General features: G+C 46.8%; 15 protein-coding genes. All 15 read left to right on the forward strand.

Features of this window, described 5'->3' with window-relative positions; all coding sequences use genetic code 11:
* On the forward strand, positions 1–1,066 hold a 1,066-nt coding region (locus tag G465_RS15895), incomplete at its 5' end, for a hypothetical protein (protein WP_211213766.1).
* A 107-nt stretch (positions 1,067–1,173) separates the two neighbouring features.
* Positions 1,174–2,352 carry a calcium-binding protein gene (locus tag G465_RS15180; RefSeq protein WP_022654491.1) on the forward strand — a complete coding sequence of 393 codons (1,179 nt, stop codon included), beginning with the start codon at positions 1,174–1,176 and terminating at the stop codon, positions 2,350–2,352.
* A 31-nt stretch (positions 2,353–2,383) separates the two neighbouring features.
* Entirely contained in the window at positions 2,384–3,457 is a 1,074-nt protein-coding gene (locus G465_RS15185; RefSeq protein ID WP_022654492.1) for a calcium-binding protein, read from the forward strand.
* Positions 3,458–3,614: 157 nt separating this feature from the next.
* Positions 3,615–7,589 (forward strand): O-linked N-acetylglucosamine transferase, SPINDLY family protein, encoded by a 3,975-nt coding sequence (locus G465_RS15190; protein WP_022654493.1) that lies wholly within the window; start codon positions 3,615–3,617, stop codon positions 7,587–7,589.
* 14 nt (positions 7,590–7,603) lie between these two features.
* Positions 7,604–8,374: a glucose-1-phosphate cytidylyltransferase gene (gene rfbF / locus G465_RS0110880; RefSeq protein ID WP_022654494.1), complete on the forward strand. Its 771-nt coding sequence runs from the start codon at positions 7,604–7,606 to the stop codon at positions 8,372–8,374.
* 20 nt (positions 8,375–8,394) lie between these two features.
* Complete coding sequence (locus G465_RS0110885) at positions 8,395–8,910, forward strand: hypothetical protein (protein ID WP_022654495.1); 516 nt, start codon at positions 8,395–8,397, stop codon at positions 8,908–8,910.
* Entirely contained in the window at positions 8,907–9,476 is a 570-nt protein-coding gene (locus G465_RS0110890) for a hypothetical protein (protein WP_022654496.1), read from the forward strand. The genes G465_RS0110885 and G465_RS0110890 overlap by 4 nt, the downstream gene beginning before the upstream one ends.
* Positions 9,421–10,533, forward strand: coding sequence for a CDP-glucose 4,6-dehydratase (gene rfbG / locus G465_RS0110895; RefSeq protein ID WP_245556790.1), 1,113 nt, complete (start codon positions 9,421–9,423; stop codon positions 10,531–10,533). Before G465_RS0110890 ends, rfbG begins: the two co-directional genes overlap by 56 nt.
* Positions 10,534–10,546: 13 nt before the next feature.
* Positions 10,547–11,653 carry a class I SAM-dependent methyltransferase gene (locus tag G465_RS14525; protein ID WP_281166791.1) on the forward strand — a complete coding sequence of 369 codons (1,107 nt, stop codon included), beginning with the start codon at positions 10,547–10,549 and terminating at the stop codon, positions 11,651–11,653.
* On the forward strand, positions 11,547–11,783 hold the full coding sequence (locus G465_RS16385; RefSeq protein ID WP_281166792.1) for a methyltransferase C-terminal domain-containing protein: 237 nt from the start codon (positions 11,547–11,549) through the stop codon (positions 11,781–11,783). The genes G465_RS14525 and G465_RS16385 overlap by 107 nt, the downstream gene beginning before the upstream one ends.
* On the forward strand, positions 11,780–12,319 hold the full coding sequence (gene rfbC, locus G465_RS0110905; RefSeq protein WP_022654498.1) for a dTDP-4-dehydrorhamnose 3,5-epimerase: 540 nt from the start codon (positions 11,780–11,782) through the stop codon (positions 12,317–12,319). Before G465_RS16385 ends, rfbC begins: the two co-directional genes overlap by 4 nt.
* A complete protein-coding gene (locus G465_RS0110910) occupies positions 12,316–12,804 on the forward strand; it encodes an acyltransferase (protein ID WP_022654499.1) in 489 nt (162 codons plus the stop codon). Before rfbC ends, G465_RS0110910 begins: the two co-directional genes overlap by 4 nt.
* Positions 12,801–13,607: an NAD-dependent epimerase/dehydratase family protein gene (locus G465_RS14530; protein ID WP_022654500.1), complete on the forward strand. Its 807-nt coding sequence runs from the start codon at positions 12,801–12,803 to the stop codon at positions 13,605–13,607. Before G465_RS0110910 ends, G465_RS14530 begins: the two co-directional genes overlap by 4 nt.
* Positions 13,604–14,266 (forward strand): LbetaH domain-containing protein, encoded by a 663-nt coding sequence (locus tag G465_RS0110920; RefSeq protein WP_022654501.1) that lies wholly within the window; start codon positions 13,604–13,606, stop codon positions 14,264–14,266. The genes G465_RS14530 and G465_RS0110920 overlap by 4 nt, the downstream gene beginning before the upstream one ends.
* 59 nt (positions 14,267–14,325) lie before the next feature.
* A complete protein-coding gene (locus G465_RS0110925) occupies positions 14,326–14,832 on the forward strand; it encodes a hypothetical protein (protein ID WP_155846543.1) in 507 nt (168 codons plus the stop codon).
* Positions 14,833–15,094: the final 262 nt, after the last annotated feature.

Here is a 15,094-nt window from a genome sequence, read left to right on the forward strand (position 1 = left end):
ATTCGCGATCAATGCTTTCCCATTCTCGGACGCAGAAAAAGCCAAAACATTGGCTGAGAACCTGTTGGGTTCGACTGTTGCAGATAAAGCAGCAGCAGTGACCGCGCTGGAAGGCATTTTGAATGCAAACGGCGGTAACGTCGGTATCGCTGCTGCTGCTGGTATCCGCGCTATTCTGTCTGACGCTGCATTTGCTGATGCAAAAGCACAGCTGGAAAACCGCGTTAAAGTGGCTGCTCATTATGTTGACAGCAACAAAGGCAACGAGATCAGCACTTCCATTCTGGACGCTGTGACCAATGACGCTGCAACCGTGACCACCGCTATCGAAAGCCTGACCGGCAACACCGGCGGTAACGAAGCTGGCGTGTCTCGCGTGTTGACCACTGGTCAAGACGTGTTTACCGGTACTGCTGGTGATGATAACTTCCGTGCAGTGGCTGGTGTTCAACAAGGTTCTCAGGACCAAACCACGCTGAACAGCGCCGATAACATTGATGGTGCTACTGGTAACGACACCTTGATCGTGAACATGACTGGCAATAACTATGCTGGTGGCGCACGTATCAAAAACATCGAAACCCTGCAAATTGGTACTAACCTGACCAATGGTGCAGTGACTTTTGACTACAACATCAACCAAGGTCAAAACGAAATCACTGAAGTGACCAAGGTTGTTTATGACCAAATCAACCAAGGTGAAAACCTGCGTGTTGTTAACCTGCTGAAAACTGGCGACAACATTCCAACATTGGCTTGGACCAACGAAGCCAACTCCATCGCTGGTACTATCCAAGCTGACTTCCGTCAATCTGCGATCGAAGGTTCGAGCACCGCTCTGACTGTTGAGTTAAACAATGTACTGGCTAATGTGAATACTGCTGCTACTGGCGTATTGAACATTGGTGCTGGTGTTGAAACTCTGAACTTGGTATCTGGCGGCACCTCTGGCCGTAACACACTGAATACATCCGGTCGCAATGATGGTCGCCAAGTTGACATCGTGTCTGCTGGGCTGGTTCCTCCACCACCACAACCGAAGGTGGTAATGATGATGGTTCTCTGAAAAAGGTCGTCATCACTGGTACACAAGAAGTTGGTAAAGCAGCTCAAGTTATCGTTGATAACAGTGATCCAAGCTGGGGTCTGACCGACCGCGCAGTAGGTGGCGACTTGGGTGTTAGCGATACCGATACAGGTCTTGCTGGCCAACAAATTGGTGCAACCAGCTCGAACCTGCTGTCTGTTGCAGCTACTGTGACCGAAGTTGATGCTTCTGCTGCTGAGGCTGCTGTTAATGTTCGTTTCACCAACCGTGTTGACGGCAACGCAACCAACGTTACTTTCAAAGGTGGTAAGGGTAACGACTACGTTGAGTTCGAAGTCGGTGCAGTGAATGCAACCGGCGGTGCAGGTGACGACACTTTCGCTTTCATTGCTAACGCATTGAATTCTACTATCACTGCTGACGACACCATTGTTGGTGGCGAAGGTACTGATACTATCCAAGTGGGTGTCAATGGTCAGCGTACTTACTCCTTGACCACCACCGAATTTGAAAACAAATCTGGTATTGATGTCTTGGATCTGCGCGGTAACATCAACACCGTTCGCGTTTCCGACGCTTTTGTTGCTGCCTCTGATGCTGGTTTGACCATCCGTACCGACAAAATTGTTCAATCTTCCGACACTAGCACTGCTAACCCAAGCAACAACCGTGGTAACGTTGCAGAAGATAACACTGTTAACACGATCGACCTGACCGCGCTGTCTGCAAGCCGTAAGATTGATTTCATTGGTGGTTCTGGTTCTGACCGTATCATCGTTAACGAAGCCAGCCTGAACAGCAACACCAAGGTTGACGTCGGTAACGACTTAGGTGCAACAGGTGCAGGTGACTACGATACCATCACTGTTGTTGACAATGCAGTGTTAAGCCGTGGTGACTTGGCCAACGTGAAAAACGTTGAAGGTATTATCCTGACTAAGTCTGATAGCACTTCCAGCCGTCAATTCACTGTTGAGCTGACCGAATCGTTCATTCTGAACAACACTTCGGCAACAGGTGCATTCGTTATCACGACAAACCAAGCGGCTAATGCAAACCAGATTTCTGCTGGTGATACTGTGAACGTTGATGTGACTGACTTGTTCACTAACAACCAACTGAAAAATACCCTGATTAATCGTGGTATTGATGTATCTGCCATGAACGGTGCAACTGTCACCTTTACATATGGCAACCAAACCGGTTTGACATTGGCTGGCCTGCAAGCATTGATCGATCGACAATGCTGGGGATACTTTTGTTGCCCGTGGTGCAACCGCAGCAGATACAACCTTCCGCAATAACGTATCCGCTTCTGCTGCGATTGCTGGTGGAGTGGTAACAGGCGGTGGTGCTGCCGGTGCTGGTTCAACCTACGACAACTTGTCAGCAAACGCAAATCAAACTGGTACTGCTAATGCAGATACCTTCAACGTAACAGCAACGAGCTTCAACGGCACGATCAATGGTGCTGCTGGTGCTGACGTACTGAACTTTACTGATGCTGCTGGTACAGGGTTTACACTGTCTAACGTTTCTGCAGTAGAGACTATCAATTTTGCAGCAGGTTTGGCCGCAAGTACTATCACTTATAGTTCGGACACTACTGTAGCGGCAGGTCAAACACTGACTATTAATGCATCTCAAGCTGTGGGTGCGATTACTGCCAACTTTGCTGCTGAAACTGATGGCAATATCAACGTTACAACAGGCTTTGGGAATGACATTGTTACAGGTGGTGCAGGTAACGACACCATCGATTCTGGCTTAGGGGCTGATACTGTCACTGCTGGAGATGGAAATAACACCATTAACACAGGTGCTGGGGCTGATAATGTCTCTGCTGGAGATGGAAATAACACCATTAACACAGGTGCTGATGGAGACCAAATTTCTGTTGGTAACGGTAATAACAACCTAATCAGTGGAGATGGTGCGGATTCCATTACTGCGGGCAATGGTAATAACACTGTTGATGGTGGTGCTGGTAATGACCAAATTACCGTTGGTAACGGTAATAACACCATTAATGGTGGTGCTGGTAACGATAGCATTACCGTGGGTACAGGTACTAATACTGTTGATGGTGGCGCTGGCACAGATACAATCAATGTCGCGAATAGCACACTAGCCTTAGGAGCAGATAAGCTTACTTCTATCTCTAATTTTGTGGTCGCAGATGATACTCTGCAAACAGGTGTTGCCGGTGTTGCTACTTATACATTGAATGTAGCTACCTCTGACTTTACCTCTTTCGTGGGTAACGCTAATAATGCAATTGCAGCATTGGGTGGTGGTTACGCAGCAGTAGCAGGTAACGTCTTTATTGTTAATGTTGCAGCTGGTTCTGCCACAGGTCAGTATCTGGTACAACACAGGTCAGTATCTGGTACAAGATCTGTTGGGTGACGGTTTGACTGGTGATGATGTTGCAGTGAAATTGATTGGTACTGTCACAGGTACTATCACAGGTGCAGACTTCGCTTAACTCTCTTAAGAGTTAACTAGATGTAGAAACCTAGAAGCGCCAGCCTAACAGCTGGCGCTTTTTTGTTGAAAAGATACTATGATGATATCAAAATTAAAAGAATTCCCAGAAATCAAATTAATTAAAAAATGGTTTCTAGAAAATAAAAATAACCTTTCTTATACAACTTGTAACAACGATCAGTCTATTACCGTAGAGCTTTTTAATCGAGGTCAATTCGATGACTGCTTTTGTTTATGTATTTCAATTTTAGCACGTGAGCCAAAACGAGAAATCATATGGAATACATTAGGTGTTTTATATCGACAATGGAAAAATAATAAAGCAGCAGAGTTTTGTTATCAACAAGCAATAAAAATTAATCCAAAATATGTATCGCCATATAGTAATCTTTCTTTTTTATACACAGATTTAAAAAATTATCAAAGTGCTATTGAATATGCAAAAACAGCAGTCAAAATTCAACCAAATTTTGCAGATGCTTGGAATAATATGGGTAATGCACTGCAAAGAATCGGTGAAATGGAAGATGCTATAGATTGTTTTGAAAAAGTATTATCAATAAACCCCAATCATTTAAAAGCTTTTAATAATTACCTACTTTCAATCCAATATGCTTCAAACAAGACAGCTGATGAAATAGCTGAGGCGCATCGTGTTTTTGGTGAAAAGTTCTGCAAAATTTTTGGTGAACGAAACAAGACATGGCCAAATATTATTGATCAAAATAGAAAATTAAGAGTTGGCTATATTTCTCCTGATTTAAGAGATCATTCGGTTTCTTATTTTTTTGAGCCTCTTCTTGCTAACCATAACCATAAAGATTTTCATATTATATGCTATGACAATAAAGGGCAGAAGGACAATGTTAATCAGCGGTTACGCCATTTAGCCGACGAATGGTATGAGACAGTTTTATGGAGTGATGATTATTTAGTTGAAAAAATACTTGAAGATCAATTGGATATTTTAATTGATTTAGCAGGACACACTGCCGGTAACAGGCTAAGTATATTTGCTTACCGAGCAGCACCAATTCAAGTTACTTGGTTAGGACACCCTAATACCTCTGGTCTACCTACAATGGACTGGCGATTAACAGATTGGGTTGCAGATCCTGTCAACATTGATTATCGATATAGTGAACGGTTATGGCGATTGCCTGAGGTATTCTGTGCCTATCGTCCCTGCATACGTTCTCCAGAAATAAGACATACTCCAGAGTTTCAAACTCAGCCAACACCTGCATTAAAGAATGGTTTTATTACATTTGGTTCTCTAAATAACATCGGAAAATTATCTCAAAAAGTTATTGAAATATGGTCTACAATATTGTTATCCGTACAAAACTCTAAATTACTTTTAGAGGTAGTAGATTTAGAAGGCTCAACAAGCAGAAGAATTATTTCACAATTTGCATCATACGGCATAGACGAAAAAAAATTAATTTTATTAGAAAGAGATGTAAAAAAACAATATATTCGCTATCATGAGATTGATATCTGCTTAGATCCATTTCCAACAAATGGAGGTACAACAACTTGTGACATTTTATGGTTTGGTGTGCCAATAGTAGTTTTAGAAGGGGATAGCTTTGTTTCTAGAATGGGCACTACATTCTTAAATGCTATAGGCAAAAAAGATTGGTTATGTAAAAACCATCAAGAATATATAGAGAAAGCATTATATATGGCGTCAGATATAGATCGCCTAAATTATTGGCGTCTAAATTTACGTCAAGCAACAGAAGCATCGGCATTAATGAATGAGAAAGCATTTACAGAACAAGTTGAAATTGCTTATCGAACCATGTGGATACTTTGGTGCGAAAAACAACTTAATATTAATCAACTTCCAGTCGATATTGATACTGCTGCTAGGGAACAAGCAAGACAAGCATTTAAGAAGGGATACTTTGCACCTTTGCATGTTTTGTGTGATAAGACATTAGAAAAAATACCAGAAGATTTGTACGCAAACGGAAATAAAGCAGTCTTATATGTCAGGGAAGGAAATCCAGAGAAAGCAATTCCTCTTTACATAAAATGTTTAGAGAAGAGTCCTGAAAATCCTGATTTATATAATAATCTGGCTGCTGCTTATATTGAAATAAGAGATTGGCAAAATGCCTATAAATCTGCAAAAAAAGCAGTAGAGCTATCACCTCAATTAGTGAATGCATGGATTAGCTTAGCAGCAAGTGCTTGTTATTCGGGATTATTAATAGAAGCAGAAAATGCTGCAAGAACAGCGGTTTCTCTTAATCCTAACGATATTAAATCGTATGGTAATCTTAGTGCGGCATTAACAGCACAGGGGAGATTGCAAGAGTCTTTGGCAATTAGTCGTCTGATTCTAGAAAAATGGCCAGACAACCATGAGTCTTACACATCAACCTTATTTGGTATGCTGTATGATGAAAATTCCGACGTTATGGATGCTGTTAAAATAGCTAAACTTTTTTCTAAAAATTGCGAATCAAAAAAGAAAATAAAATGGCCAAGATCATATCCCACATCTTTAGATCCATTTAAAAAAATAAAGTTAGGGTTTATTTCACCTGATTTTAACAGTCATGCCGTTATGTATTTTTTTGAACCTATTCTTTTTAATATTAATAGAAATAAATTTGAGATTTATTGTTATTATACATATTCAGGTGGTGATGCTGTAACAGATCGGATTCATTCTGCTTCAGATAAGTTTTCATATCTTGCAAATAAATCTCCAGAAGAACAAGCTTCAATTATATTTAATGACGGAATAGATGTTTTAATTGATTTAGCGGGCCATACAGGTCGTAATGGGTTGCAAACAGTTGCTTATCATCCTGCACCTGTACAAATTACATGGTTGGGTTATCCAGGAACAACAGGTCTTGAATCTATCCAATGGCGTATAACTGATAAAATTGCAGATCCAGTAGGAGTAGATGATCAATACACTGAAAATCTAATTAGATTGCCTGTTCCTTTTTGTGTTTATCGACCATTAATTAAGAAACCAGAATTGCGTTATTATTCAGATTACGATGTAAAACCCACTCCAGCATTGAAAAATGGTTTTGTTACGTTTGGTTGTTGTAACAATATTTCAAAATTAACAGATAGAACACTGAAAACTTGGGGAAAATTACTGAGTCAAGTAAATAATTCCAGATTGTTAATCGAAGGAAATGGTTTAAATGTAGATGCCATAGCACGTCAGTTTGCTGATAGATGTGAAAGTTTAGGGATAGATAAAGAAAAACTAATTTTAGTTGGTAGAAATAGCGCAAATCAATATCTCACTTATCATAATATAGATATTGCTTTAGATCCATTCCCATTAACGGGTGGGACAACTACATTTGACCTTCTTTGGATGGGCGTTCCGCTAGTTTCTATGGAGGGACATTCCTTTAGAGGCCGTCTAAGTACATCAATCTTATATTTTCTTAATAAAAAAGAATGGCTTGCTAAATCAGAGGATGAATACATCGAAATAGCTACTAGCCTAGCAGAAAATTTAGAAAGATTGAATCTTCAAAGAATGCAGCAGAGGCTTGAAATGGAAAAAAGTGATTTAATGAATGAGAAAAAATTTACGAATTTTTTTTCTGACGCAGTTAGACTGACTTGGTTTGATTTCTGCGCAGAAAAATTAAGTATCTCACAAAAAGAATCTTTAATTGGTAATTGGTTGGGGAAAATTAATTCAGAGAAAAAATATGAATTACCTAAGGTGTTCATAAAGCAAGGAGAAAGCATAACACATCAAGAAGCTATTGAAAAACTTCAGCATCTTTTGATCAATGCTAGATTAAAACAACCAAAAGATTCAGAAATACCGCTTGGCACTACTTTAGCCCATTGGGTTAATGTAAAGGTATTGGCTGAAAAGATATTACTTAGTTTCCCATTTGATCAATCAGCATTGGTTGCAATGATGGAATATGAATGTGCTCATGGAAGATATAAGTTTGCATCAAATTTCTGTAATCATATTCATCTAGAAGATGAATACATTGAAAAAATCAGAGAAAAAATAAACAACATTTTATCTAATAATTAAAATTGGAGTGAAAAATGAAGGTGGTAATTCTTGCTGGTGGGTTAGGTACCCGTATTTCTGAAGAAACACATCTTAAGCCCAAACCAATGATTGAAATTGGTGGCAAACCAATTCTTTGGCACATTATGAAAATGTATTCATCTCATGGTGTTAATGATTTTATTATTTGTTGTGGCTATAAAGGCTATGTTATAAAAGAATACTTTGCTAATTATTTTTTGCACATGTCAGATGTTACTTTTGACATGGTAGACAACAAAATGGAAGTACACGAACAAAAGGCTGAACCATGGAAAGTAACGCTGGTAGATACCGGCGAAGACACCATGACAGGTGGACGTTTAAAGCGAGTTAAAGATTATCTGAAGCAAGAAGAATCATTCTGTTTTACTTATGGAGATGGTGTTTCTGATGTTAACATTTCAGCAGCAATTGAGTTTCACAAAAACCACGGGAAACAAGCAACTGTGACCGCCGTATTACCTCCTGGTCGATTTGGTTCTTTAGTACGCCAAGGCGATGCCGTACAGGGTTTTATCGAGAAGCCTCGTGGCGATGGCGGCTGGATCAATGGCGGTTTCTTTGTTCTGTCGCCTCAGGTGATTGACCTCATTGCTGGTGATGAAACCAGTTGGGAACTGGAGCCGATGGCTAAACTGGCAGCAGACGACCAACTGCGCGCCTTTGAGCACACCGGCTTCTGGCAGCCAATGGATACGCTGCGTGAAAAGAATTTACTCGAAGATCTGTGGGCATCAGGTAAAGCTCCTTGGAAGCAGTGGTAAACCGTACTGGAGAGAGTGTAATGACCTTGGCTGAACTGATTGCAAGACAGAAAGATAAAGCAAAAAACGTTGAAATTGATGCAGTGGATTGGCGTTTGCGTCGAGATAAATGGCTTGCTGAACTTGATGGTACATTGCAGCGCATCGAAGCATGGCTGCGTCAGAGTGGCATGAGCGAGGACGAAATTGAACATTTCTCGCTAGAAATCAATGAGGAAACCTTGGGTCGCTACACTGCAACGGGCTTACGGGTGCAAATCGGTGCTGCTGTCGTGACATTTCGGCCCATTGGTTCTGTGCTCATCGGTGCGTGTGGGCGAATCGATGTTGTAAGTGATCAGCCGGGTACCCCCAGTGTGAAATTGATTGCCGAATGTACTCCAAGTTCAGACGACTCAGGCCATCGCTCCTCTCACGAGCGAGATTGGGGGTGGTTGGTCTATCTGGGACGGGGAGTCAAAGCTAGTTTTCCTTTGGACCAAGAGGGTTTGGCTAAATTGCTGGCCATTGTTCTGGGTGAGGAGATGTTGTCTTGACTCTGGCGTTATCTGCTTGGAATTCAGGTGCTGACATAGCCGCTCGCTTTGAGCTTGCATTACATGGCCTATCTGCGCTCGATCTTTTAGTACGGCAGTCGATCCATAGTGTCAGTCATACCACCTTACAAAATCCACTCCATGGTTTGCATGGTATGTCTTCTCTCGAGTGGGAAGTAGAACGCCGTAGCCAAGAAGAATATGAAGAGCGTGCAGCTGTAATGCAGTTATATGCTGCTTTCGAGGGCCTGCTACGCCGTGATGCCGAATGGCGTGGACTTCAACCTACTGCGTGCTTTCATCAGCAGTTCAGTTCAATGGCACAAAAGGTGAGGAAGGGGAAATTTGTGCGTTTGTCAGAATGGTTGAACTGTTGGCAGGCTACGCGAGCTGTACAAGTTGCTGTACTAAACCAGCTTGAAACAACTTTTAGACAGGATCGTAATCCACTGATGCATACTAATCAGGTAATTGTCCCACCACTACTACGTGTTCGGCAGCAATTGATTAATGCCTATTCAAACCTCAGCCAAGTTGCGGATGATTTTGGTACTTGTGATGAGTGACGCAACAATTTTTTGGTACAACAAGCGCGTCTTGGTCACTGGGCATACCGGTTTCAAGGGCGGCTGGCTGACACTCTGGCTGCAGCGCCTCGGGGCTCAGGTGTGCGGGATTGCCTTACCACCCGCGACAACCCCCAACCTATTCAAACTGGCGCGAGTGGCAGAGGGTATCGACAGCCATTTCTGCGATATACGCGATGCCGAACGCTTGGCAGCTTTAGTACGTGCCTTTCAACCAGAGATTGTGCTGCACTTGGCTGCGCAGCCTTTGGTCCGAGCCAGCTACCGCGAGCCTATCGAAACTTTCGCCAGCAACATCATGGGTACGGTTCATATATTGGATGCCCTACGTGGTCTGGATTCGGTGCGTGTGGCGCTGATGATCACCACTGACAAGGTCTATCACAATCTGGAACACCCTTATCCCTATCGCGAAGACGATGCCTTGGGTGGGCACGACCCCTACAGCGCGAGCAAGGCGGCGAGCGAGATTGTGATTGCCAGTTACCGTGATGCTTTCCTTAAAGGCCAGGGTGTCGCGGTGGCGTCGGCACGTGCTGGCAATGTGATCGGCGGCGGCGACTGGTCGGAAGACCGATTGATCCCCGACGCGGTGCGGGCTTGGCAGGCCGACGAAGTTCTGGAGATTCGCCGCCCTCAAGCGATCCGCCCCTGGCAACACGTGCTGGAACCCCTGCACGGCTATCTCACCTTGGCCGAAAAACTCTGGCACCACCCTGAACTGGCTGGCGCCTACAACTTTGGCCCTCATACCCACGAAGCGGCCACGGTGCGCGAGGTGGTGGAACTGGCGCGACAAGCCTATGGCACGGGTGAGGTCCGCTACAGCGATGGGAACAGCGGTCCCCATGAGGCGGGTTGGCTCGCGCTGGAAACAGCCAAGGCCCGCGTGGCCTTGGGCTTGCAGCCTAGGTGGGGTCTGGCCGAAACGGTGACGCGCACCATGAGCTGGTATCAGGCCCAGAACGCAGGCGCCGATGTGCGTGAGCTATGTTTGGCAGAGATATTGAATTATCTAAATAACAATCAGAGTTAAGAGTAAGAAATTTATGTCCCGTCATTGCCGCTTCTGTCATACACCGCTGACACACACTTTTGCCGATCTGGGCCTGTCGCCGCTGTCCAACTCTTATGTGAGAGCCGAGCGGTTGAACCAGGGGGAGATGTTCTACCCGCTGCACGCCTGGGTGTGCCCCAGCTGCAAACTGGTGCAACTGGAAGAATTCGAGCGCGCGGAAAATATTTTCAACGACGAATACGCCTATTTTTCCTCATACTCCAGCAGCTGGCTGGCACACGCCCGTCAGTACAGTGAGGCAATGACCGCTCGCTTTGGCCTGAACGCCGCCAGCCAGGTGGTGGAAATCGCCAGCAACGACGGTTATCTGCTGCAAAATTTTGTCGCCGCCGGCATCCCGGCGCTGGGCGTGGAACCCACTGCCAACACCGCTGCAGTGGCCATCGGCAAGGGCATCCCCACTTGGGTGAAGTTCTTTGGCGTGGCCACCGCCCATGAGCTGGTCACCGCCGGCCACGCTGCCGATTTGCTGCTAGGCAATAATGTGCTGGCCCATGTGCCGGACATCAATGATTTTGTCGGCGGACTGAAAGTGGCGCTCAAGCAGGGTGGGGTGATCACCATGGAATTCCCCCACCTGCTTAACCTGATCCGCCACAATCAGTTCGATACCATCTATCACGAGCACTTCTCTTATCTGTCGCTGCTGGCGGTGGAGCGCATCTTCGCCCACCACGGTCTGACGCTATTCGACGTGCAGGAGTTGCCCACCCATGGCGGCTCGTTGCGCATCTTTGCCCAGCACGCCAACGGCCCGCACGCCACCCAGCCCGGCCTGCAAGCGGTGCGCGACAAAGAAGCCGCGGATGGCCTGGACGAGCTGGACATCTACGCCCGCTTTGCCGCCCAGGTGGACGAAACCAAGCGCGCACTGCTGCGCTTTTTGATCGACGCCAAAGAGCAAGGCCTGCGCGTGCGTGGCCGGCTACGGTGCGCCGGCCAAGGGCAACACCCTGCTGAACTACTGCGGCGTGCGCACCGACCTGATCGACTTCACCGTGGACGCCAGCCCGCACAAACAGGGAACCTGGCTGCCTGGCACGCGTATTCCGGTGTACGCCCCGGAAAAACTGCGTGAAGCCAAGCCGGATGTCGTGCTGATTCTGCCGTGGAACCTCAAGGACGAAATCGTTGCCGCTCACAGCTATATCGGCGAATGGGGCGGGCGCTTTGCCGTGCCGATTCCGCGCGTGGAGTTTGTGGCGTGACGCTGACCGAAACGCCGATCGCCGGCGCCTGGCTGCTGGAAATCCAGCCCATCGCCGACGAGCGCGGCTTTTTTGCCCGCAGTCTGTGCGTGGACACCCTGGCGGCGCACGGCCTGGAAGGACACATGCAGCAGCAAAGCGTGTCGTTCAACCAGCGGCGCGGCACGCTGCGCGGCATGCACTACCAAAGCGCCCCGCACGAAGAAATCAAGCTGGTGCGCGTCACCCAAGGCCGCATTTATGATGTGATCCTGGATTTGCGCCGCGACTCGCCCAGCTATCTGCGCTGGCATGCGGTGGAGCTGTCGGCCGACAACCACCGCACGCTGTACATCCCCAAAGGCGTGGCGCATGGCTTCCAGACCCTGGAAGACCACTCGGAAGTGTTTTACCAGATGGCGCAGGCCTACGTGCCTGGCCACAGCTGCGGCGTGCGCTGGGATGACCCTGCGTTCGCCATCAACTGGCCGCTGGCGGCGCCGATCCTGTCGGAACGCGACGCCAGTTACCCACTTTACCGAAATGACACTGCATGATTGAACTGCATCCTAAAGCCCGCGTGTCGGCGCTGGCTGACATCGAAGACTCCACGCGCGGCACTCGCATTGTGCTGGGTGCCCATTCAGTGTTGGATTCCTTTGTCAAAATCAAGCCTGCTGGCGGCAACGGTGACCTGATCATTGGTACCCGCACGGTGATCAACTCTGGTTGTGTGCTGTATACCGGCAATGGCATCCAGATTGGTGACGATGTGGCCATTGCCGCCAACTGCACCTTTGCCCCAGTCAACCACGAATACCACCGCCGCGACATCCCCATCCGCCAGCAAGGTTTCCGCCCGAGCAAGGGCGGCATTGTCGTTGAAGATGATGTCTGGATTGGCGCCAACTGCGTAATTCTGGACGGCGCTATCTTGCGCCGTGGCTGTGTGATTGGCGCTGGCGCCGTGGTGCGCGGCGAAATTGCTCCTTATTCGATCAACGCTGGCCAGCCGTTAGCTGTGATTGGATGGCGTGAATGAAGTTAGTTACTGTACTGGGGGGAACGGGATTTGTCGGTCAACGACTGGTTAGAGAATTAACTCTGCGCGGTACTAACCTTTGGGTCCCCGAGCGCCAAGCGCCGGAAATCCTGCAACAGCCGCTGGGCGTGGTGTTTTACTGCATCGGCCTGACCGCCGATTATGCCCAGCGACCGTTCGACACTGTCACCGCCCATGTCAGCTATCTGGCGCGCATCCTGGAAGAAGCACAGTTCGAGCATATTGTTTATCTGTCTTCCACCCGCCTCTATGATGGTCTGCCCATTGCCGAGGGGCGCGGCGACACCCCGTTAAGCCTCAGTCCGAACAACCCACGTCATTTATACGATCTCTCCAAGGCGCTGGGTGAAAACCTGTGCCAAACCACCGCTGCCAGCCGCAGCAGCATTGCCCGGCTGTCCTGTGTGTACGATGCCGAGCCTGGCTCGCCGGGATTTTTGTCCGAGCTGTTGCAGCGCCTGCGCCACGAGCGCGCCTTCACCCTGGATTCTTCCCCAGGTTATTGCCGCGACTACATCACTCTGGATGACACCGTGGCCAGCCTGATCGCCATGGGCGAACAACGCGCCTGCGACATCTTTAATGTCGCCAGCGGCGTCAACACCTTCAATCAGGAGATTGCCGACGCCCTACGCCCGCTGGACGTGGACATCAGCTTTAGCCGTAGCGGCGAGCCGATGTCGCTGGCGCGCTGCCATATCGACAATCTGTGCGCGTTGGGCGTAACGCCCGCCGACACCCTGCACACCTTACAAACCCTTGTCCGGAACCTGCCCGCATGACTGCCTCGCTCACCCTGCGCCGCCTGGATCAGGAACACCTGGCGCAATTTGTTGCCCGCCAGCTGGAGCACTTTGTGCCCGATGGCCTGCCGATCAACCTGCCCTTGATTCGCCAGCATCTGCCGCAAGCGCTGGAGCGCCTGCGCGTGTGCATCAATGCGGTTCGCTGGTGGAAAGAAAACGAGTTCGACCATCTGCATTCCAGCCAGTATTGTATTTTTCTGTACTACCTGGCCAATACGCTATGGAAAGAAACCGGCGACACCGAGTTGCCCACCAAGCTGTTCATCCTGAACAAGGCACTGAACGCTATTGATCTGTTTTACGAGATCGACATGCCTGCGCGGTTTTTCATCGGTCACTCAGCCGGCATCGTACTGGCCAAGGCCAGCTATGCCGATTATCTGGTGCTGTACCAAAACTCCACAGTGGGCAAAAACCATGGTGTGGCGCCGGTGATTGAATCTGGCGTGATCATGTATCCGAACACCGCCATCATCGGCCGTTGCCATGTGCGCGCTGGCACGGTGATTTCCCAAGGTGTGGGGGTGGTCAATCAAGACACCCCTGGCAACTGTCTGGTGTTTCATGGTATGAAAAAGTCGTTACTTTTCAAATCAACCAAACGCAATATCTTTAATGATATTTTTCGGCTATAAATTTTTTAATTAACTCTCTGCTAATCTTCAAAAATTAAACCGAATAATTTTCTATAAATATGAAAAATTTCAAAGAAAAAACATCTGCGATTCCTTGTTATGAAAAATTTATAACAATGGAGGGCCTAAAAGATGCTTTACTAAAAGAGGCAAATAATGAAAGAGAATCGTTTGTTGATTTAGCATCAAAATCTATTGTTTTACATGCTTTGAATAGAGCAACCCCTAACTCTCAAACATCAATACTACTTCAGAACTATAACAAGAAGGGGGTCTCAAAGGAAACTATAGCCAAAGCATTGGCTATTTCATGGTTTGAAAACAAATCATACTTTGAGTTACAAGCAGACCATCTAAACACTCCAATTTATCATAGAGGTCTGATTTTCCTAGTATGTCTTGTTGTAGCCCTTTTGTTATCATTTATAGGTTTATGGATTTGTAAAACATTTTTACCTCGATTAACTTCAACATTACTTATTTTAGAGCCAATATTAGCAGGGATTGGTTTTATATTAACCATTGTTTTTTATGAGATTTGGTTGAAAATTGCCAAGCAAAAATAGCCCGATGCGGTAGACATGTTTCTGTGTCCACCACATCGGCAAAACGGCAAAACACCGCCGTACGCAATCCCGAACCGCCTCGCCCTTAACTGGGTGGGGCGGTTTTTTTTACCCTCGGCGGCGTCGGTTTCGTGGGCACAAAACCCATGCCCACACTACATCTCGGCGGATGCGCTGCGCTTATCCGCCCTACTGCACGGGTATTACATACCCCGATTTTTTCTGGACTATAATCCCCACATCCCAACACCGGAGACACCAC

The sequence above is a fragment of the Aquaspirillum serpens DSM 68 genome, assembly GCF_000420525.1.
GTDB classification, from domain to species: Bacteria; Pseudomonadota; Gammaproteobacteria; order Burkholderiales; family Aquaspirillaceae; genus Aquaspirillum; species Aquaspirillum serpens.